The organism is Bradyrhizobium sp. AUGA SZCCT0158, from assembly GCF_018130065.1.
GTDB lineage: Bacteria > Pseudomonadota > Alphaproteobacteria > Rhizobiales > Xanthobacteraceae > Bradyrhizobium.
Window position 1 is genome coordinate 305,110 of record NZ_JAFCME010000004.1, and the last position, 18,910, is coordinate 324,019.

The 18,910-nt window shown below is 63.6% G+C and carries 21 protein-coding genes; 12 read left to right on the forward strand and 9 right to left on the reverse strand.

Annotated features, from left to right (window positions below; all coding sequences use genetic code 11):
- Positions 1 to 6: 6 nt before the first annotated feature.
- From alr to JQ574_RS35840, 5 genes are all read right to left on the reverse strand, one after another.
- Complete coding sequence (gene alr / locus JQ574_RS08225) at positions 7 to 1,302, reverse strand: alanine racemase (RefSeq protein WP_212207977.1); 1,296 nt, start codon at positions 1,300 to 1,302, stop codon at positions 7 to 9.
- A 175-nt stretch (positions 1,303 to 1,477) separates the two neighbouring features.
- Positions 1,478 to 2,980: a replicative DNA helicase gene (locus tag JQ574_RS08230; RefSeq protein WP_212207978.1), complete on the reverse strand. Its 1,503-nt coding sequence runs from the start codon at positions 2,978 to 2,980 to the stop codon at positions 1,478 to 1,480.
- A 313-nt stretch (positions 2,981 to 3,293) separates the two neighbouring features.
- Positions 3,294 to 3,416, reverse strand: coding sequence for a hypothetical protein (locus tag JQ574_RS35465; protein WP_283813416.1), 123 nt, complete (start codon positions 3,414 to 3,416; stop codon positions 3,294 to 3,296).
- Between the two features lie 372 nt (positions 3,417 to 3,788).
- Positions 3,789 to 5,039 carry a cyclopropane-fatty-acyl-phospholipid synthase family protein gene (locus JQ574_RS08235; RefSeq protein ID WP_212207979.1) on the reverse strand — a complete coding sequence of 417 codons (1,251 nt, stop codon included), beginning with the start codon at positions 5,037 to 5,039 and terminating at the stop codon, positions 3,789 to 3,791.
- Positions 5,040 to 5,398: 359 nt separating this feature from the next.
- The gene (locus JQ574_RS35840; RefSeq protein ID WP_212207980.1) at positions 5,399 to 5,893 is read right to left on the reverse strand and encodes a hypothetical protein; all 495 of its coding nucleotides are present in this window, start codon (positions 5,891 to 5,893) and stop codon (positions 5,399 to 5,401) included.
- A gap of 16 nt (positions 5,894 to 5,909) precedes the next feature.
- Here JQ574_RS35840 and JQ574_RS35845 point away from each other — a divergent pair, with 16 nt between their 5' ends.
- From JQ574_RS35845 to JQ574_RS08255, 3 genes are all read left to right on the forward strand, one after another.
- Complete coding sequence (locus tag JQ574_RS35845; RefSeq protein WP_212207981.1) at positions 5,910 to 6,272, forward strand: pentapeptide repeat-containing protein; 363 nt, start codon at positions 5,910 to 5,912, stop codon at positions 6,270 to 6,272.
- A 164-nt stretch (positions 6,273 to 6,436) separates the two neighbouring features.
- Positions 6,437 to 7,042, forward strand: coding sequence for a TetR/AcrR family transcriptional regulator (locus JQ574_RS08250; protein WP_212207982.1), 606 nt, complete (start codon positions 6,437 to 6,439; stop codon positions 7,040 to 7,042).
- On the forward strand, positions 7,039 to 7,503 hold the full coding sequence (locus JQ574_RS08255) for a PaaI family thioesterase (RefSeq protein ID WP_212207983.1): 465 nt from the start codon (positions 7,039 to 7,041) through the stop codon (positions 7,501 to 7,503). The genes JQ574_RS08250 and JQ574_RS08255 overlap by 4 nt, the downstream gene beginning before the upstream one ends.
- A gap of 53 nt (positions 7,504 to 7,556) precedes the next feature.
- Here JQ574_RS08255 and rplI read toward each other — a convergent pair whose 3' ends face one another.
- The 4 genes from rplI to rpsF all read right to left on the reverse strand — a co-directional run bounded on the left by rplI (position 7,557) and on the right by rpsF (position 10,016).
- On the reverse strand, positions 7,557 to 8,156 hold the full coding sequence (rplI, locus tag JQ574_RS08260) for a 50S ribosomal protein L9 (protein ID WP_212207984.1): 600 nt from the start codon (positions 8,154 to 8,156) through the stop codon (positions 7,557 to 7,559).
- Positions 8,157 to 8,211: 55 nt separating this feature from the next.
- A complete protein-coding gene (locus tag JQ574_RS08265) occupies positions 8,212 to 9,183 on the reverse strand; it encodes a hypothetical protein (RefSeq protein WP_212207985.1) in 972 nt (323 codons plus the stop codon).
- A 123-nt stretch (positions 9,184 to 9,306) separates the two neighbouring features.
- Positions 9,307 to 9,546, reverse strand: a complete 240-nt coding sequence (gene rpsR / locus JQ574_RS08270; RefSeq protein WP_002711478.1) for a 30S ribosomal protein S18 — start codon at positions 9,544 to 9,546, stop codon at positions 9,307 to 9,309.
- A gap of 5 nt (positions 9,547 to 9,551) precedes the next feature.
- A complete protein-coding gene (gene rpsF, locus JQ574_RS08275) occupies positions 9,552 to 10,016 on the reverse strand; it encodes a 30S ribosomal protein S6 (protein ID WP_212207986.1) in 465 nt (154 codons plus the stop codon).
- A gap of 329 nt (positions 10,017 to 10,345) precedes the next feature.
- On the opposite strand from rpsF, the gene JQ574_RS08280 reads away from it, so the two are divergent.
- From JQ574_RS08280 to gmk, 9 genes are all read left to right on the forward strand, one after another.
- Positions 10,346 to 11,077, forward strand: coding sequence for a TetR/AcrR family transcriptional regulator C-terminal domain-containing protein (locus JQ574_RS08280; RefSeq protein WP_212207987.1), 732 nt, complete (start codon positions 10,346 to 10,348; stop codon positions 11,075 to 11,077).
- On the forward strand, positions 11,074 to 12,099 hold the full coding sequence (locus JQ574_RS08285; protein ID WP_212207988.1) for a fatty acid desaturase family protein: 1,026 nt from the start codon (positions 11,074 to 11,076) through the stop codon (positions 12,097 to 12,099). The genes JQ574_RS08280 and JQ574_RS08285 overlap by 4 nt, the downstream gene beginning before the upstream one ends.
- A 107-nt stretch (positions 12,100 to 12,206) precedes the next feature.
- Complete coding sequence (fabD, locus tag JQ574_RS08290) at positions 12,207 to 13,160, forward strand: ACP S-malonyltransferase (RefSeq protein ID WP_212207989.1); 954 nt, start codon at positions 12,207 to 12,209, stop codon at positions 13,158 to 13,160.
- A 24-nt stretch (positions 13,161 to 13,184) separates the two neighbouring features.
- Positions 13,185 to 13,922, forward strand: a complete 738-nt coding sequence (gene fabG, locus JQ574_RS08295) for a 3-oxoacyl-[acyl-carrier-protein] reductase (RefSeq protein ID WP_212207990.1) — start codon at positions 13,185 to 13,187, stop codon at positions 13,920 to 13,922.
- A 305-nt stretch (positions 13,923 to 14,227) separates the two neighbouring features.
- On the forward strand, positions 14,228 to 14,467 hold the full coding sequence (locus tag JQ574_RS08300) for an acyl carrier protein (RefSeq protein WP_006020277.1): 240 nt from the start codon (positions 14,228 to 14,230) through the stop codon (positions 14,465 to 14,467).
- Between the two features lie 97 nt (positions 14,468 to 14,564).
- Positions 14,565 to 15,830: a beta-ketoacyl-ACP synthase II gene (gene fabF, locus JQ574_RS08305; protein ID WP_212207991.1), complete on the forward strand. Its 1,266-nt coding sequence runs from the start codon at positions 14,565 to 14,567 to the stop codon at positions 15,828 to 15,830.
- A 126-nt stretch (positions 15,831 to 15,956) separates the two neighbouring features.
- Entirely contained in the window at positions 15,957 to 17,243 is a 1,287-nt protein-coding gene (gene mltG / locus JQ574_RS08310) for an endolytic transglycosylase MltG (protein ID WP_212207992.1), read from the forward strand.
- 84 nt (positions 17,244 to 17,327) lie between these two features.
- The gene (locus JQ574_RS08315) at positions 17,328 to 18,215 is read left to right on the forward strand and encodes a YicC/YloC family endoribonuclease (RefSeq protein ID WP_212207993.1); all 888 of its coding nucleotides are present in this window, start codon (positions 17,328 to 17,330) and stop codon (positions 18,213 to 18,215) included.
- Between the two features lie 3 nt (positions 18,216 to 18,218).
- On the forward strand, positions 18,219 to 18,872 hold the full coding sequence (gmk, locus tag JQ574_RS08320) for a guanylate kinase (RefSeq protein ID WP_192740726.1): 654 nt from the start codon (positions 18,219 to 18,221) through the stop codon (positions 18,870 to 18,872).
- Positions 18,873 to 18,910 lie beyond the last annotated feature (38 nt).

Consider the following 18,910-nt stretch of genomic DNA (forward strand, 5'->3'; position numbering starts at 1 on the left):
GAATTGTCAGGTCGGCAGAGGAGGCGGGGCCTGGGCTGGCGCGGCGGCGGTTTCAGCGGTCGCGGGCACTGGTTCGATTGCCGGTGGTGTTGGCGCCGTTACCGACAGCGGCTCGGCCTTTGCGTCGCCGCCCTTGTAAATCCGCGCGTAACGCTTGCCGAGGCTGGTCAGCACTTCATAGCCGATGGTGCCGAAATGATGGGCGAGTTCATCGACCGTGATGCTTTCGCCAATCAGAGTCACCATGTGGCCACGGCGTACGGCGTTCTTTTCCAGATCGGTGACATCGACCGCCATCAGGTCCATCGACACGCGACCTGCGATCGGGCAGCGCTTGCCGGCGACCACCACCTCGGCGCCGCGGCTGCCGTCATTCGAGCTGGCGGCGCGGAAATAGCCGTCGGCATAGCCTGCGGAGACGATCGCGACCCGCGTCGGCCGTCGCGCGGTCCAGGTGCCGCCATAACCGACGGTCTCGCCCTTTTCCAGATTGCGGATCTGCACGATGCGCGCTTTCAATTCGACGACCGGCTGCATCGGATTGTCGGCTTCCGGTGTCGGGTTGATGCCGTAGACGGCGGCACCCGGCCGCACCAGTTCGAACTGGAACTGGGGACCTAGGAACACGCCGGAAGAATTCGCCAGCGACGCCGGCACACCGGCAAAAAGGCTCGCGATTTCGCGGAAGGTCGTGAGCTGCTTGGCGTTGAGCGGGTTGTTGAGGAGTTCGGCGGAGGCGAGGTGGCTCATCACAAGCGTGATGCCGTGATCGCCGGCATTGATGCGCGGAATGATACCTTGCGCCTCGGTCACGGTCAGGCCGAGGCGGTTCATGCCGGTGTCGATGTGAATGGCCGCTCCACCCGACCAGCCGGAGCGGCGGCAGAACACGTCCCATTCGGCGAGCTCGTTGAGATCGCCGATCACGGGCTTGCAATCGAGCTTGGCGTAGGCGTCGCCGGTGTTCTGGAAGAAGCCGTCGAGCGTATAGATCGTTGCCGTCGGCAGCGCCGCACGGAGCGCGCGCGCTTCATCGAGGGTTGCGACGAAGAAGGTCTTGCAGCCGGCGTTGGCCAGCGCTCGGCCGACCTGTTCGGCGCCGCAGCCATAGGCGTCCGCTTTCACCACGCCGGCGCATTCGGCCGGCACCGCGGTCTTTTCGAGCTTGCGCCAGTTGGCGACGATGGCGTCGAGATCGACGGTCAGCACGCCTGTGGCGCTCGCCAGCGCGGCGGCCTGGTTTGCCTCGGGCGAGAGCAGGGTGCTCGTAGGGATGGATTTGGGGTCGGATGCGATGTTCATGCCGCATTTTACGCGGGCGAACGCCATGGTTCAACCGCGCAGAAGGCGGGACTGGGGCACTGGTCGGTCCTGATTGATCAGAACCGATCGCTCCAGATTCTTGTTTTGACGTGTTTTCTTCACGCGACCCCAGCAGCACCCCGGATCAGGTCCGATGCTTCGCTGGAAACCGCGCTTAGGGCCCGCGGTAGGGTAGATTATCCCCTTCGGCGAAATCGCTAAACCGCGTGAACTGCCCTTCGAATTGCAGTTGGACCGTACCCGTCGGGCCGTGGCGCTGCTTGGCGATGATGACCTCGGCCTTGCCGTGCGCAAGCTCCATGTCGAGCTTCCATTTCTCGTGCTCGGGTGTGCCGATTTTGGGTTCTTTGTTCTGCAAATAGTATTCTTCGCGGTACACGAAAATCACGACGTCGGCGTCCTGTTCGATCGAACCGGATTCGCGCAAGTCGGCCAGTTGCGGGTGCTTGTCGTCGCGGCTTTCGACCTGGCGCGAGAGCTGCGACAGCGCGATCACGGGGATATTGAGCTCCTTGGCGAGCGCCTTCAGGCTGGTGGTGATTTCCGTGACTTCCTGGACGCGGTTGTCATTGCCTTTCTTGCCGGAGCCCTGCAGCAGCTGGATGTAGTCGACCACGATGATGTCGAGGCCCTTCTGCCGCTTCAGCCGCCGCGCGCGCGCCGTCAATTGCGAGATCGAAAGGCCGCCCGTTTCGTCGACGAACAGCGGCAAGTGCTCGAGCTTGATGGTGTAGTCGCGGATCCTGTCGAATTCGTCCTGTTTGATCCCGCCGCGGCGGATCATGCTGGACGCAATGCCGGTTTGTTCGGCCAGAATACGGGTGGCGAGCTGTTCGGCGGACATTTCGCAGGAGAAGAAGCCGACAACTCCGCCATTGACCGCCTTCATGGTGCCGTCGGCCTGGACTTCCGGCTGGTACGCCTCGGCAATGTTATAGGCGATGTTGGTCGCAAGCGCGGTCTTGCCCATGCCGGGACGTCCGGCGACGATGATCAAGTCCGACCGCTGCAGGCCGCCCATCTTGGAGTCGAGATCGCGGAGGCCAGTTGAAATGCCGGACAATTTTCCGTCGCGCTGATAGGCGTTGGCCGCCATATCGAGCGCGGTCTTCATCGCCTGCGCGAAACGCTGGAAGCCGCCGTCGTAACGGCCGGACTCCGCCAGCTCGTAGAGCTGGCGTTCGGCGTCCTCGATCTGCGCGCGCGGGGCAAAATCCACCGGCGCGTCGAACGCGACGTTGACCATGTCCTCGCCGATCCGAATCAGATCGCGGCGCAGAGACATGTCATAGATCGTTCGGCCGTAGTCCTGCGCGTTGATGATGGTGGTGGCCTCGGCCGCGACACGGGCGAGGTATTGCCCAACCGTCATGCCGCCAATGTCGGTCTCGGCAGGCAGGAAGGTTTTCAAGGTTACGGGCGTCGCAACCTTTCCCATCCGGATCAGGCTGCTGGCGGTCTCGTAAATCGCCTGATGGATCGGTTCGAAGAAATGCTTCGGCTCAAGGAAGTCCGAAACCCGGTAGAACGCGTCGTTGTTCACCAGGATCGCGCCCAGCAGACTCTGTTCGGCTTCGATATTGTGCGGCGCACTCCGATAGGCCGGAGTTCCCGCGTCGGGGGCGAGTTTCAGAATGTTCGAATCAGTCAGCGCCATGCTCGGAATTGTTCTTCGGATTTGGGTCGGTATTTGGGATGCCGGATTGGGGTGGCGATAAAGCGCTCCCCTCGTGCCGAGCGGAAGTACCTACATGCCTTATGCCCGATTCACACAAGCGAGATGTGAATCCCCGTCGGTCGTAGCGGCATTGCACTTGACGGATTTTGGCCAAAGCCGTGCGACGGCCGCTCGGTACCGCCGCATTCACGAAAATGTTTGGAAAGCTGTTAGGGTCGCCTGAACCTTGTCGCCAGTTGGACAGACCTAACCAGGCTGCGGAGGTCATCCGGGCCGCGATTTTAGCGATTGATCAAGCCAGGATGAGAAAGATCAACGCGATCAGCGCCGAGCCTATGCCAGTCGCGATCAAGGCGTAATCGACGATGAGATCGGCGCGAGGGACGAGCGAGGTTGAGTAGGTTTTCTGGGCCATTCAGTAGTTTTACGGCAACCGGCCGGCGAACTCTGTGAACCAGATCACATCCGCGGGACTTTCTGGCCGGCATCCTGGTCGAGGAATTCGGGAACGGGTTTTAGGCTTTCGGGTTGGTTAAGACACGGGATCAAGGACAAGACGATGGGTCAACAGCTCGGTACATGGCGATCAGGAGGCGACCAGCGCGCTTGGTTGTCGATGCTGATCGACACCATGGAACTTGTCTCGCGCCCGGAATCGCGTGCTGTGCCCTGCGATATCGACGTATTGGACGCTTTGCGTGCGCAACTCGCGCGCCCGGCAACTGCCGGAATAGCCTACGGCTCGGGCTACAGCCTCCGAAACTAAGACATTCAGCTCAAAATCGGCCTACTCGCCTGCGATTTGCAGCCGCGGCTGCTTTCCCGTTTCGATCCCGCGCAGCCGCGCCTCTTCACGCGCGATGTAGTCGCGCGTCATCGGGACGATGCCCTGGCGCTTGGTGAGCTGGATCTGGAAATTCATCAGGTTCTGCTTGCGGAACGACATCTCCGACGCGGCCAGGTAGAATTCCCACATTCGGGCGAAGCGTTCGTCGTAAAGCCGTACAGCCTCTTCGCGCCGCGCCATGAAGCGCTCGCGCCAGGCTTTCAGCGTCTCCGCATAGTGCAGCCGAAGGATTTCGATATCACAGACCAGAAGCCCGGCGCTCTCGATCGCCGGCATCACTTCGGACATCGCGGGGATGTAGCCACCCGGGAAAATATACTTGGTGATCCAGGGGCTGGTCACGTCGGGGCCGGTCGAGCGGCCGATCGAGTGCAGCACGATGATCCCGTCGTCGCTGAGCAACTCGGCGCATCGCTTGAAGAAGGTTTCATAAAACCCGACGCCGACATGCTCGAACATCCCGACCGACACGATCCGGTCGAACGGACCGGGAATGTCGCGGTAGTCGCTGAGCAGGAATTTCGCCTGATGGCCCAGCTTTTTCTCCCCGGCGCGGGCGTTCGCGACCTGCAATTGCTCGGTCGAGAGCGTGATGCCGGTAACATCGGCGCCGGTCATCTCGGCCAGATAGAGCCCAAGGCCGCCCCAGCCCGAGCCGATGTCGAGCACGCGGTCGCCGCGCCCGATTCGGAGCTTGGCGGCGAGGTGGCGCTTCTTGGCCAACTGGGCATCATCCAGCATGGCATCCGGCGTCTCGAAGTAGGCGCAGCTATATTGTTTGTCGGCGTCCAGGAAGAGCGAGTAGAGCCGCCCGTCGAGATCATAATGATGCGCGACATTGTTTCGTGACCTGCCGCGCCAGTTGAACTGACTGATGTGCCGGGCGAGATAGCGCATCCACCATTGCAGCCGTGCCCATTGCGGCACCATGGCCGGCTGATCGAGCAGGATCGCCAGCGCGTCTGCGATCGAGCCATTTTCGACCACGAACGTGCCGTCCATATAGGCTTCGCCCAGCGCCAGTTCGGGATTGAGGAGGATCCGCCGTTCGGTGCGCCGGCTCAGAAACCGGGCCGATACCGGCCACCCGGTGCCGTCGCCGCAGGTAAATGTGGTCCCGCTCGCGGCCGTGAATGTCATCGTGCCGCGGCGGATGAACTGTCCCAGGAAATAACGCAACAAACGATCCATCAAAGCACCAATGGAACGACCGGCCCGTTACAACCGACGCACGGCGGGAACAAAGGTTCCAATGTGCGTCATCAGATCATAGTTGTGATCAGCCCGACGCGCTAGGGCCTTGGAGTCAAAGCGGATATTCCCAAATGTGGAGATCACGCAGTTGCGTCACAAGTGAGCTTCCATTCGTAGGATAATCGGCTAAAAGGTGGACCGCCGCCGGCGGTGTGCGACGCTGGAAGCGATTCCAATTGGAGAAGCAGGGAATGTTGAGCCGAGCGCTCAGTCTGGCGACGGTGACGCTTCTGGTCGGCTGTCTCACGGCGGGGGCTGAAAACCTGGACTCCGGCAAGACCCCTTCCCAGCTCTTCTCAGGCACCTGCGCCGCCTGCCACAAGAGCCCTCGCGGCCTGTTGAAGAACGTGTCGCCGTCGTCGCTGCCCGGCTTCCTGCGCCAGCACTACACCACCAGCGGCGAGATGGCCGGGGTGCTCGCTTCGTTCCTGATATCGAATGGCGCGGCCGACGCGCGCTTTCAGAGCAAGGATCAGCCGAAGACCGATGCGGCAAAGGGCGCCAAGCAAGAGGCTGCCAGGCCGGATCAGCCCGGCCGTCGGCAACATCCCGCCGCGACGCAAGAGGCATCCCGGCCCGACGCCGATGGCCTCACGCCGCAAGGCCCCGGACGCGACGGCAAGCGACGGCCGGGCCAGCAGCCGCCCGATGCCGCAAGGCCTGCCGATGGCCAGACGCCGCAGGCCGCGACCGACAGCAAAACGGGCGCCAAGCAGAAGCTCGGCAAGCGTGGCAAACCTGCCGAAGAGCAGCCGAAACCGGACGAGGCGGCCAAGGAAGAAGCCAAGCACGAAACCGCCAAGGTGGATGCCGGCGAAAAGCCTGAAGCCGCCAAGCCGGTGGGCGAGGGCATCTCTGACCCGAGCAAGTCTGAAACGGGCAAACCTGAAACAGGCAAATCTGAAGCAGAAGCAAGCAAGTCTGAAGCGAGCAAGCCTGAATCAGCCAAGTCCGAGACCGCCAAGGTCGATGCGCCCAGGGAAACCGGCGGCAGCGAATCAACGCCGCTGCGGCCTGATCCAGTCCCGCCGGTCACGCCCGCGCCAGCGGCCGCCGCACCGACCCCGAGCGGTACATCAGAACCAGCCGCGATCCCGAAAGAGCCAGCCGCGATCCCAAGCCCATCGGCGCCTGCCGCAGCAACTGCGCCGGCCACTCCGTCCGAAGTGACGGCATCTGCGCCGCCGCCTCCACCGCCGATTGCGCCGGCCGGGCCGCCCGCACCACCCATTTCTCAATAGTCTACCGACCCAACTTTCCTCGCTGATCTTGCTCGATCAATTCTAGAGTAATACTCTAGAGTATTGGTCTACTCGGAATGCGGGGTTGGCGTAGTGACCACGGCGCGCGAGGATCTGCTGGCGGCGGGATTGGCGGTGTTCGACCGCGACGGCTTTGAGGGCGCAACCGTGGCCGCCATTCGAACCCGTGCGCGCGCGTCCAACGGCAGCTTCTTCCATTTCTTCGGATCGAAGAAGGAACTGGCCGGCACGCTGTTCCTGGAAATCCTCGGCCGCTATCACGCCGCGGTACTCGCTGGGATCGACGAATCTTGCGGTGCCAGGCAAGGCGTGGCGCGGCTGATTCATGCGCATCTTGACTGGGTCGTGAACAACCGGCGCGAGGCGCGTTATCTGTTCGAGATTTCGCGCAGCGAATGGACCGAAGAAATCCGTGGTGCGCAGCGCGCGCAGAATTCGCGTCTCGCCGAGGCCGTCGAGCGCTGGCGCGCGCCGCTGATCGCGCGCGGCGAATTGCTGCCGATGACGGCGACCTTGTTCTTCAGTCAGATCATCGGTCCTGCGCAGATCTTCTGTCGCGCCTGGTTGTCGGGCCGCGACCGCGCCGATCCCAGGGACCACGCCGACACTCTGATCGCCTGCGCCACCCGTGCGGTGGTCGCCATTGATGCCGGCCACAGGACAGGAGAGACCCCATGATCGCCAATACCGATCCGGAGTTCGCGCCGATCGCCACACGCATCCGCGATAATGTCGGCCGCCAGGGTTTTATGACCCATGTCGGCGCCGAACTGTCCGAACTGACGCGCGGTTCCTGCACGCTCGAGGTCGACCGGCGGCCCGAGCTGTTGCAGCAGCACGGCCTGTTTCATGGCGGCGTCACCGCCTTTCTGGTCGACAATGCGACCACCATCGCGGCTGCAACCTCACGCGGCCAGGCGGCGCTCACAGCGGAGTATAAATTGAATCTGTTGTCGCCGGCGGTGGGCGAGCGGCTGATCTGCCGGGCGCGGGTGATCAAGCCCGGACGTCAGGTCGCGGTGGTCGCGGCCGATGTCTATTGCCTCACCCACGGCGTCGAAAAGCACACCGCAACGGCGCTGGCCTCGATCGCGATGCTCGACGAGAAAGCGGCGGCACGAATCCAAAGCCCGGCCTGATCGGCCGGGCTTGGTTCTCACATAAACAGACGCGCGATAAAGAAAGCCGCGCGTTACTTCTCGGTCGCAGCCGGGGCCGGCGCTTCGTCGTCGTGCTGGGCTTCCGGATCGAAGAACTCGCCGGCGGCGGCCAGCGCCTCGGCGGCGGCGTCCTGATCTTCCTGACGGCTCGAGATGTCCTCGCCGCGGTTGATGCGCTCGGCTTCATCGGCGCTGCGTGCAACCGTGACGCTGACGCTGACTTCGACTTCGGGGTGCACGGCAATGGCGATCGAGTGCTTGCCGATGGTCTTGATCGGCGCGTCCAGCATGACCTGGCTGCGGCTGATGATGACGCCGTCGGCCTCGAAGGAGGCGATGATGTCGCGCACGCTGACCGAACCGAACAACTGGCCGGTTTCGGAGGCCTGGCGCAGCACGACCACGTTGCGGTCGTTGATCTTCTCCGCGACCTTGGTGGCTTCGCCCTTGGCCTTGAGGTTGTTGGCCTCGAGCTCGGCCTTCATGCCGTCGAACTTGGCGCGATTGTCCGACGTGGCGCGCAGCGCCTTGCCGCGCTTGAGCAGAAAGTTGCGGGCAAATCCGTCCCTGACTTTGACGACTTCGCCCATCTGACCAAGCTTGGCGACGCGTTCCAGCAAAATGACTTCCATATTCGTTCTCCTTTTGAAGTGGTGATGATCCGGTTTGAGTGGATGGGTGGAATGGTTAGGCTGCAGGCACCGGCGGCGGTCTGCCGCGCATGAAGCGTTGGCGAAATCCGAATACCGCGTCGGCGAGGCCAAGCACGACCAACGCCAGTACCGGCCAGCCGAACACCACGACGACGGCATAGGCGCAGGACAGCCAGAACGCGCGGCCATTCAGCGCCAGTGTCAGCGTGTGCAGCACGGCAAAGCCGATGATGGCGTAAGCCATCAACAAGGCGGTGGCCGTGATCTGCGCGAACAACGCTAGGAGTCCGCCGACGAAACAGAACGCCAGTGCGACCGACAGCGCGACCAGCGTCATTGGCGGCAACTCCGCGCTCTTCAGGTCCGGCCACGGCCGGTGCAGGCGGCCGGAGGTCGCGGTGATCTTGCCGGCGAGCCAGAGATTGAGCGTCAGCGTCATCATGGCAACGATGGCGGCTGCCGGCGGCGCGATGATTGCGAGCGCACTAACCCACCGCTCGGTGTCACCTGATGGCGCGGCATTGCGGGGCGTCAGAATTCGCATCAGGCCGCGTTTCAGTGACGCCGTGATCGCCTCGGCGTCGCTGCCGAGCGTCAGCATGGCGGTGATCGTGGTCAGCATCGCAAAGCCTGCAATCCACAGCAGGATGCGGCCGACCGGATACCATTCCATCGCAGGCGCGGCAGGCGGGGCGTCATTGCCGGCTTCCTCGGCGGGCAGCGGCCGTCCGAGCAGCGCGAGATGGCCGAGCCACCAGGCGGGCAGGGCGACGGTGATGACAAAGGCGATGCAATAGGGCAGGCCGAACATCAGACCGAGGCCCGAGGCCGCGGCGATGCCGCCGATCGTGGCCGCAAGCGGTCCCCATCCAAGCGCTGCTACCATCAGCGGCAGCGGGGCCAGATAGAACAACAGCAATGAGATCAGCGCGCCCGAGATGATCGAAGCGAACATCAGCGCCGACGCAGAGCCGGCCGCAAGCGCAATGAGTATGATCACGATCATCAGCTGTCCCGCTCCTTTCGAGCGGTTAGAGGTCTTTGGACCCCAACCATCGGCGACCGGACGACCCGGAAGCCTTATGAAAAGTCGCGATCGGCGGCACAGATGCCGCCGATCGAAATCGTCTTAGCGAATAACGTAAGGCAGCAAGCCGAGGAACCGCGAGCGCTTGATGGCGCGGGCGAGTTCACGCTGCTTCTTGGCGGAGACGGCCGTGATGCGGCTCGGCACGATCTTGCCGCGCTCGGAAACGTAACGCATCAGCAGCTTGGAATCCTTGTAGTCGATCTTCGGCGCATTCGGACCCGTGAACGGGCAGGTCTTGCGGCGGCGGAAAAACGGACGGCGTGCACCAGCTTCAGCCATGATTCTTACTCCTCTACCGCTGCGTCTTCATCGCGCGGACGGCGCGGCCCGCGGTCGCCCCGGAAGCCACCGCCTTCGCGATCGCCACGGAAGCCTTCGCGGTCACCACGGAAACCACCGCCACGATCGTCGCGCTCGCGGTCACGATCGGCCTTGCGCATCATGGCTGACGGACCTTCCTCGTGCTCTTCGACGCGGACGGTGAGATAGCGGATGACGTCTTCGCTGATCCGCTCCTGCCGCTCGATCTCGGTGACCGCAGCGGAGGGCGCATCGATGTTCATCAGCACGAAATGTGCCTTGCGATTCTTGTTCATGCGATAGGTGAGGGAGCGCACGCCCCAGTTCTCGGTCTTGGTGATCTTGCCGCCGAGCCCTTCGACGATGCCCGTCATCTGGGTAGTCAGCTCTTCGACCTGCTGGGTGCTCGCATCCTGACGCGCGAGAAAAACATGCTCATAAAGAGGCATGGGTGTCCTTTCCTGTGTTGGCGCGGTTCCCGGCGGCAAGCCCTTCGAGACCTTCGGAAAGGACTCGATAATGCTCAGAAGGCGGAAGCACGGGACGACGGGCCAACTGGCCCTGCCACATCAACATCGCCGAAAGGTGAGATTGCTGAGACCGTCCGTTCAGCTCCCGGCCGGGATCCACGGATGCGCGGTTTATAGAGATTTTGAGCCCGCTGGCAAGCGTTGATGCGGGGATTTGGCCGGGTTGACGCCCTGGCCGACCGCCGCCTCCAAGGGCCTCATTGACATATTTGTTTGTATATCATACAAATAACGGACAAGAGGGCAAAATGGCTCCCAAAATGGTTTCCGATCCCGTCGAAACCGCTCAGGCACTGGCCGGCGATCCCAAGCACGCCGTCCGCGCTACGCGTTCGGCCGGACGCCAGATGCGTTCCCGCCTGCTGGACGGCGCCAGCCGCTTGTTCAAGGAACGGGGCCTGTCAGGCACCTCGATCTCGGACATTGCCGCCGCTGCCGACGCGTTTCCAAGCCAGATCACCTACTACTTCCGCACCAAGGAAGCGCTGTTCGTCGAGGCCGCCTGCCGCGACATGCTCTATGTCGCCCGTGCGGCCGAGCAGGCGGCGCTGTCGGCGCACACGCCGCGCGACTACACGCGCGCGCTGGTCGAGAGCGTGACGTCAACGGATTCGGTCGCCTTCTTTGCCGAGGCGCTGACGCTGACGCGCCGCCGCCAGGATCTCGCGCCGCTGGTCGAGCGCACCATCGAACGGCTGCACGGAGAGGGGCTCCGGGCCTATTCGAACCAGATCGAACGGCACGGCTGGAGCACGCTGCGCGATCCCGACGCGACCTCGCGGCGATTCTGGGCGGTCGCGATCGGCGTGATGGTCGAGGGCTATGCCATGGGCCGTTCGGCCGACGAATTATCCGCCGAGATGCTGCGCGTGCTGGGCGAGCAGGCGACCACGAAATCGGCCGGCGACGGCGGCCGCCTGCGCCTCGTCGGCAATCCCACATCAGCTTCAGATTCACCCGAAGGGGAGACACCGTCATGACAGCGCTTCGCATGCGTGCCCGTGATTTCCTAAGCGAAGATGAATTGATCGCCGTGCGCCGGCGCTCGACATGGAAAGGTGTCGCCCTGATCGCGCATGCCTGGGCATTGATCATCGGCTCGATCGCGCTGGTGGCCTGGTGGCCCAATCCGCTGACCTTTCTGCTGGCGGTCGGCATCATCGGCTCGCGCCAGCTCGGGCTTGCGATCCTGATGCATGACGGCGCGCATGGCTGTCTGTCGGCCGACGAGAAAGCCAATCTGACCCTGAGCCAGTGGTTCTGCGCCTATCCGGTCTTTGCCGAGACCCGCGCCTATCGCCGCTATCATCTGCAGCATCATGCGCGCACCCAGCAGGAGGACGATCCCGATCTCATTCTGTCGGCGCCGTTTCCGATCACGAAGATGAGTTATCGCCGCAAATTCCTGCGCGATATCACCGGCCAGACCGGTTATCAGCAGCGCAAGGCGCAATTGCTCAACGCGCTCGGCCCGGCGGAATGGCCGCTGTCGCAGCGCGCGGCGCATTTCTGGGAAAAGCTCGGCCCGCAATGCGCGGTCAATGCGGCGATGTTCGCAGGGCTCGCCGTCGCCGGCGTGTGGTGGGCCTATCCGCTGTTATGGCTCCTGCCGCTCTTGACCTGGCAGATGGTGATCACCCGCATCCGCAATATCGCCGAGCATGCCGTGGTGCCCGACAGCAGCGATCCCTTGCGCAACACCCGCACCACCCATGCAGGTTTCCTCGAGCGGCTGTTCATCGCGCCCTATTACGTGAACTATCACCTTGAGCATCATCTGCTGTTCTACGTGCCCTGCTACAACCTGCCGCGCGTCCACCGCATTCTCAGCCAAAGCCGGCATGCCGATCGCATGGAGGTGCAGCCGAACTATGCTGCGGTGCTGCGCCTTGCGACCGCGAAGCCGAACCAGCAGGATCGCCCGGGCCAGCTGGTGAGCAGCGCACGCCGCGCGCGGGCCGGAGCCGAGGTCGGCGGCGATCAGAAGGCCGGCGGCTTCTAGCCCAAAGCGTCTGAAAGGCCGTTGAAGGGCCTTGCGATTCCGCAACGCGGCTTGACATCCCGGGCTCGGTCAGTGTCTTACGGCCCCATCTTGATGAGGGAGTGCCGATGACGGCTGCATTTACATTTCCGGGGCAGGGTTCCCAAGCGGTCGGCATGGGCAAGGCCCTGGCGGAAGCCTTTCCGGCCGCGCGGGCGGTATTCGACGAGGTCGATGCGGCGCTTGGCGAAAAGCTGACCGCGATCATCTGGGAGGGGCCTGCCGAAACCCTTCAGCTCACCGAAAATGCCCAGCCGGCGCTGATGGCGGTCTCGATCGCGACCTTGCGGGTGCTGGAGAGCGAGGCCGGATTCTCGGTCGGGCGGGACGCTGCCTTCGTGGCCGGTCACTCGCTCGGCGAATATTCGGCGCTGGCCGCGGCCGGCAGCCTCAGTATCAGCGATACCGCGCGTCTGCTCCGCACCCGCGGCCTTGCGATGCAAAAGGCCGTGCCGGTCGGCGTCGGCGCCATGGCGGCATTGCTCGGCCTCGATTATGAGGCGGCGGTGGCTGTAGCGGCTGAAGCTGGGCAAGGTCAGGTCTGCCAGGCCGCCAATGACAATGGCGGCGGGCAGGTGGTGGTCTCCGGCGACAAGGCCGCGGTCGAACGCGCGCTTGAAATCGCAAAGACAAAGGGCGCCAAGCGCGCGATGCTGCTGCCGGTGTCCGCGCCGTTCCATTGCAAGCTGATGCAGCCCGCGGCCGACGCCATGGCGAAGGCGCTGGTCGATGTGACGATCAAGGCGCCGGCTTCGCCGCTGGTGTCGAACGTGCTGGCCGCGCCGATCACCGATCCCGACGAGATCAGGCGCCGCCTGATCGAGCAGGTCACCGGCACCGTGCGGTGGCGCGAGTCGGTCGCCTACATGGCGGGTCACGGTGTCACGCGGTTTTTCGAGATCGGCGCCGGCAAGGTGCTGAGCGGGCTGGTCAAGCGCATCGCCGACGGTGCCGTTGGCGTATCCGTCGGTGGGCCCGGCGACATTGCCGCCGCCAAGGATGCATTGGCGGCTTCGAAGTAAGCTTGCCGAACCAAGGAGATTTCGATGTTCGATTTGACGGGCAGAACGGCGCTGGTGACCGGCGCGACCGGCGGTATTGGCAACGCCATCGCGCAGGCACTGCATGCGCAGGGCGCGACGGTGGCGATCTCGGGCACGCGCCGCGAAGTGCTGGATGCCTTCGCCGCCAAGCTCGGCGAGCGCGTCCACGTGCTGCCGTGCAATCTTTCCGACAGCGCGGAAGTCGAGGCCCTGGTGCCCGCGGGGGAAGCGGCGATGGGGCAGGTCGATATCCTGATCGCCAATGCCGGCATCACCCGCGACAATCTGTTCGTGCAATTGCGCGACGAGGATTGGGACGACGTCATCAACGTCAACCTGACGGCGACCTTCCGCCTGGCGCGCGCCGCGACCAAATTGATGATGCGCAAGCGCTTCGGCCGCATCATTGCCATCACCTCGATCGTCGGTGTGACCGGTAATCCCGGACAGGCCAATTACACCGCGTCGAAGGCGGGAATCATCGGCCTGATCAAGACGCTGGGCGGCGAATACGCCAAGCGCAACGTGACCGCTAATTGCATCGCGCCCGGATTCATCAAGACGCCGATGACGGATGCGCTCAACGACAAGCAGCGCGAGACCATCCTGTCGAAGGTTCCTGCAGCACGGCTGGGAACGCCCGAGGACATCGCCGCGGCGGCGGTTTATCTCAGTTCGAACGAGGCGGCTTACGTCACCGGGCAAACCATCCACGTCAACGGCGGAATGGCCATGATTTGAGCCGCTTAACGGCCCGATCGATGCGGCCAAGGGCCGTTTCGGGCGGCCGGCCGAGGGCTTGTAGTCAACGGTAGGGAAGTATGATAACCGAACCACCGACGGATGGGCAAACAAGGCCATTGCAGGATTTTGAAACCCTGTATATTGGCGTGGCGACGCCTGCCGTTCGCCGGGCCTTTATCGGCTACCACCGTGCCGAATCAAGACTATGCGCGATTGCGAAGGAAGTTTAACGACCACGATGGCTCGTATCGTCTTGCGGTATCTTGGGGTCGGGTCCAATGGAACAAGCACGAGGTTGAACGATGAGTGAGATTGGCGAGCGGGTTAAGAAGATTGTGGTCGAGCACCTCGGTGTTGAACCCGAGAAGGTGGTCGATGCGGCAAGTTTCATCGATGACCTTGGCGCTGACAGCCTCGACACCGTCGAGCTTGTGATGGCATTTGAAGAAGAGTTCGGTTGCGAGATTCCTGATGACGCCGCGGAGACGATCTTGACCGTCGGCGACGCGACAAAATTTCTCGAAAAGAACGCGAAAAGCTGACGCCCCCGCGCGGTGCGCATAGAGCCGGACGGGCCGTTGTCGAACGGTCCCCCGGTTTCTTGTTATGGACCGCCAGTTTCGGGCCGGAGTTTTTGATATGAGGCGGGTTGTCGTCACGGGGCTGGGCATGGTTACGCCACTCGGCTGCGGCGTTGACGCAACGTGGACGCGTATCCTCGCCGGCCGGAGCGGCGCCAGGCGAATCGAGACCTTCGAGGTTGCCGATCTCTCCAGCCAGATCGCCTGCGTGATTCCACGCGGCGACGGCAGCGGCGGCACCTTCAATCCGGACCAGTGGATGGAGCCAAAGGACCAGCGCAAGGTCGATGATTTCATCATCTTTGCGATGGCCGCCGCGCGCCAGGCGCTCGACGACGCCGATTGGCATCCCGAGAGCGAAGCAGACAAATGCGCGACCGGCACCCTGATCGGGTCCGGAATCGGCGGCCTGTCCGGCATCGCCGATACCGCGCTGCTGCTTAAGGAGCGCGGCCCGCGCAAGGTCTCGCCGTTCTTCATTCCAGGGCGGCTGATCAATCTCGCTTCCGGCTACGTCTCGATCGAGCACGGCCTCAAGGGACCCAACCATTCCGTCGTCACCGCGTGTTCGACCGGTGCGCACGCGATCGGCGACGCCAGCCGCCTGATCGCGCTCGGCGATGCCGAGGTGATGGTGGCGGGCGGAACCGAATCGCCGATCTGCCGGCTGGCGATGGCGGGCTTCTGCGCGGCGCGTGCGCTGTCGACCGCCTTCAACGACACGCCGGAACGGGCTTCGCGTCCCTACGACAAGGATCGCGACGGCTTCGTGATGGGCGAGGGCGCCGGCATCGTGGTGCTCGAGGAATATGAGCACGCCAAAAAGCGCGGCGCGAAAATCTACGCCGAGGTGATCGGCTACGGCCTGTCCGGTGACGCCTATCACATCACCTCGCCGGCGCCGGACGGCGATGGTGCCTTCCGCAGCATGAGTGCGGCGTTGAAGCGCGCTGGGATCAGCGCTTCCGATATCGACTACATCAACGCGCACGGCACCTCGACGCAGATCGGCGACGAGATCGAACTCGGTGCGGTGGAGCGGTTGCTCGGCAATGCAACGTCCAAGGTGTCGATGTCGTCGACCAAGTCGTCGACCGGGCATCTGCTCGGCGCGGCCGGCGCGATCGAGGCGATTTTCAGCATCCTTGCGATTCGCGACAACGTCGCCCCGCCCACCATCAATCTGGAAAATCCGTCGGTGGAGACGGCGATCGATCTCGTGCCTCAAGCGGCGCGCCAACGCGAGATCAACGTCGCGCTGTCGAATTCTTTCGGTTTCGGAGGTACCAACGCCTCCGTCATCGTTCGGCGCGTAGTTAGTTAGCAAGTGTTTAGAGCGACTCCACCGTTTTGCCGTATTCGGCGATGACTCCTAGACGTGGGCGTATGCTATTGGCCGGGCAGGGGTTTGTCAGGCCACGATTGAACCGGCAGGATTCAGGTTGCATCGATGAGTGAAAGGCCGCCCATTTCCCCCCGGAGCCCGCGCGCTGCGCTGGAGCCCGAGCAGGTACCGCCGCCGCCGAAGCGGTCCGAGCGTGCCCGCAATCCGTTTGTCGTGATCGGCAATGCCATCATCACCATTCTGATCATTTTGATGATCGGCGCGGGGACCGCGTATTATTACGGCCGCCAGCTTTTGGAGACGCCGGGTCCGCTGCTGGAAGACAAGATCGTCAACATTCCGGCGCGCGCCGGCAAAAGGGACATCGCCGACGCGCTCCAGCGCGAGGGCGTGATCAACGTCAATCCGTGGCTGTTCATCGGCAGCGTGTTTGCGCTGAAGGCGAGTTCCGATCTCAAGCCCGGCGAATATTCGTTCCAGAAGCGCGCCAGCCTGCGCGATGTCATCGCCACCATCGTCGAAGGCAAGGTGGTGCAGCACAGCGTCACCATTCCCGAAGGCCTGACTTCCGAGCAGATCGTGGCGCGCCTCACCGACAACGATCTGTTCTCGGGCTCGCTGAAGGAAATGCCGCGCGAGGGCACACTGCTGCCGGAAACCTATAAATTCCCGCGCGGCACCAGCCGCGACCAGGTGGTCCAGCGCATGCAGCAGACGCAGAAGCGGATGCTTGCGGAAATCTGGGAACGCCGCAATCCGGACATTCCGGTCAAGTCGCCGGAGGCATTGATCACGCTTGCCTCGATCGTCGAGAAGGAAACCGGCCGCGCCGACGAGCGCAGCCGGGTCGCCGCCGTCTTCACCAACCGGCTGCGACAGAAGATGAAGCTGCAGTCCGATCCGACCATCATCTACGGGCTGGTGGGCGGCAAGGGTACGCTCGGCCGGCCGATCAAACGCTCCGAGATCACCCAGCCGTCGCCCTACAACACCTATGTGATCGAGGGCTTGCCGCCGGGCCCGATCGCCAATCCCGGCCGCGCCTCGCTCGAGGCGGTCGCCAACCCGGCGCGGACCCGCGACCTGTTCTTCGTCGCCGATGGCAGCGGCGGACACACCTTTACCGAGACCTACGACCAGCACCAGAAGAACGTCGCCAAGCTGCGGGTGCTGGAAAAGCAGATCCAGAACGACACCGTCGAACCGGCCGAAGAGGCCGCACCGCCTGCGGCGGCTGGTGCGCCGGCGGCCGACACCAACCCGACGGCGACGACACCGAAGCCCACGGGAACGAAGCGGCAGCCCGCACGTCCGGCGGCGCCTGCGGCCGCCCCCGGCGCCCGCCAGGGCGCGGCGCAATCGCCCACCACGGCGCCGGTGGTTCAGCGCTAACGCAATTCCATCAGGCGTGAATTCGTTTTAAGCTCGCGCCGCACCCCGAGTCTCGCATCTCCCTGTTTCGGAAAGTTTTACGCGATGGCGCTATCGAGCATGACCGGTTTTGCCCGGAGCAACGGCGCCAGCGGGCCGTACACGTTCGAGTGGGAACTGAAGTCGGTCAATGCCAAGGGCTTTGACCTGCGGTTGCGGCTGCCGCCCGGATGGGACGAACTCGAGGCTTTCGCCAAGAAGCGCGCCGGCGAGGTGCTGTCGCGGGGCACGGTCTACGCCAATCTCAACGTCAAGCGGGCCAATGCGGTCTCGACCATCCGCATCAATGAGGACGTGCTCAACTCGATCGTAAAGGTGGCCGGTGTGCTCGCCGGCAAGATCGACGCGGTGGCGCCCAGCATCGATGGTCTGCTCGGCATCAAGGGCGTCATCGAGGTGGTTGAACCCGAAAGCGATGAGGCCGAAGACAAGGCGGCGAAAGACGCCGCGGCTTTAGCCTTCGAGCAGGCACTGGCCAATCTGGTCGAGATGCGCCGCCGCGAGGGCGTCACGCTCGGGCACATTCTCAACCAGCGCATGGATGAGATCGAGAAGCTCGCGAAGAGGGCCGAGGCCGCGCCCGGCCGCAAGCCCGAGGCGATCAGGGCGCGGTTGGCCGAACAGGTCGCAGCGCTGCTGGAGACGTCAGATCGTTTCGATCCTGACCGGCTCAATCAGGAGGCGATCATGATCGCGGCCAGGGCCGACATCCGCGAGGAGCTCGACCGCATCGCCTCCCACGTTGCCCAGGCCCGCGAGATGATCGGTAAGGGCGGCCCGGTGGGGCGCCGGCTGGATTTTCTCGCCCAGGAGTTCAACCGCGAGGTCAACACCTGCTGCTCGAAATCCAACGATCTGGAGTTGACCAATACCGGGCTCGAGATGAAAAACGTGGTGGAGCAGTTCCGCGAGCAAGTCCAGAATCTGGAGTGAGTGATGACGGCTGGTGGTTTCGACGGGGTTGAGCGGCGCGGACTGATGTTCGTGCTGTCCTCGCCATCCGGCGCGGGCAAGACCACGCTGTCGCGGATGCTGATCGACAAGATGCCTGGTCTAAAGATGTCGGTGTCGGCGACCACGCGGCCGATGCGGCCGGGAGAGGTCGACGGGCGCGACTATTTCTTCGTCGACAAACCGAAATTCGAAGCAATGGCCAAGAAGGGCGAGTTGCTCGAATGGGCCACCGTGTTCGACAATCGCTATGGAACGCCGCGCGCGCCGGTCGAGGCCGCGCTGTCGGCCGGGCAGGACGTACTGTTCGATATCGACTGGCAGGGCACGCAACAATTGCGCGAGAAAGCCCGCGCCGACGTGGTCAGCGTGTTCATCCTGCCGCCGTCGGCTGCCGACCTCGAAAAGCGCCTGCACACCCGCGCCCAGGATTCAGACGAGGTCATTCGCGGAAGGATGGACCGTGCCACCCACGAACTGAGCCATTGGGCGGAATACGACTACATCGTCATCAACCAGGACGTCGACCATGCCTTCGCCGAGGTGCAGTCGATCCTCAAGGCCGAGCGGCTCAAGCGCGAGCGCCGCACCGGACTGACGGAATTCGTTCGCGGCCTGCAGCGCCAGCTCGAAAAATAGCAGGCCGAGTCCGTATCCGGATGACGCTGCGCCCGGCG

What these genes read in the sequence shown, in the direction of transcription:
- alr (WP_212207977.1), bottom strand. Translation starts at nt 1,302, where the DNA reads ATGAACATCGCATCCGACCCCAAATCCATCCCTACGAGCACCCTGCTC.
- JQ574_RS08230 (WP_212207978.1), bottom strand. Translation starts at nt 2,980, where the DNA reads ATGGCGCTGACTGATTCGAACATTCTGAAACTCGCCCCCGACGCGGGA.
- JQ574_RS35465 (WP_283813416.1), bottom strand. Translation starts at nt 3,416, where the DNA reads ATGGCCCAGAAAACCTACTCAACCTCGCTCGTCCCTCGCGCCGATCTC.
- JQ574_RS08235 (WP_212207979.1), bottom strand. Translation starts at nt 5,039, where the DNA reads ATGGATCGTTTGTTGCGTTATTTCCTGGGACAGTTCATCCGCCGCGGC.
- JQ574_RS35845 (WP_212207981.1), top strand. Translation starts at nt 5,910, where the DNA reads ATGCCGGCGAAAAGCCTGAAGCCGCCAAGCCGGTGGGCGAGGGCATCT.
- JQ574_RS08255 (WP_212207983.1), top strand. Translation starts at nt 7,039, where the DNA reads ATGATCGCCAATACCGATCCGGAGTTCGCGCCGATCGCCACACGCATC.
- rplI (WP_212207984.1), bottom strand. Translation starts at nt 8,156, where the DNA reads ATGGAAGTCATTTTGCTGGAACGCGTCGCCAAGCTTGGTCAGATGGGC.
- JQ574_RS08265 (WP_212207985.1), bottom strand. Translation starts at nt 9,183, where the DNA reads ATGATCGTGATCATACTCATTGCGCTTGCGGCCGGCTCTGCGTCGGCG.
- rpsR (WP_002711478.1), bottom strand. Translation starts at nt 9,546, where the DNA reads ATGGCTGAAGCTGGTGCACGCCGTCCGTTTTTCCGCCGCCGCAAGACC.
- rpsF (WP_212207986.1), bottom strand. Translation starts at nt 10,016, where the DNA reads ATGCCTCTTTATGAGCATGTTTTTCTCGCGCGTCAGGATGCGAGCACC.
- JQ574_RS08280 (WP_212207987.1), top strand. Translation starts at nt 10,346, where the DNA reads ATGGCTCCCAAAATGGTTTCCGATCCCGTCGAAACCGCTCAGGCACTG.
- JQ574_RS08285 (WP_212207988.1), top strand. Translation starts at nt 11,074, where the DNA reads ATGACAGCGCTTCGCATGCGTGCCCGTGATTTCCTAAGCGAAGATGAA.
- fabD (WP_212207989.1), top strand. Translation starts at nt 12,207, where the DNA reads ATGACGGCTGCATTTACATTTCCGGGGCAGGGTTCCCAAGCGGTCGGC.
- fabG (WP_212207990.1), top strand. Translation starts at nt 13,185, where the DNA reads ATGTTCGATTTGACGGGCAGAACGGCGCTGGTGACCGGCGCGACCGGC.
- JQ574_RS08300 (WP_006020277.1), top strand. Translation starts at nt 14,228, where the DNA reads ATGAGTGAGATTGGCGAGCGGGTTAAGAAGATTGTGGTCGAGCACCTC.
- fabF (WP_212207991.1), top strand. Translation starts at nt 14,565, where the DNA reads ATGAGGCGGGTTGTCGTCACGGGGCTGGGCATGGTTACGCCACTCGGC.
- mltG (WP_212207992.1), top strand. Translation starts at nt 15,957, where the DNA reads ATGAGTGAAAGGCCGCCCATTTCCCCCCGGAGCCCGCGCGCTGCGCTG.
- JQ574_RS08315 (WP_212207993.1), top strand. Translation starts at nt 17,328, where the DNA reads ATGGCGCTATCGAGCATGACCGGTTTTGCCCGGAGCAACGGCGCCAGC.
- gmk (WP_192740726.1), top strand. Translation starts at nt 18,219, where the DNA reads ATGACGGCTGGTGGTTTCGACGGGGTTGAGCGGCGCGGACTGATGTTC.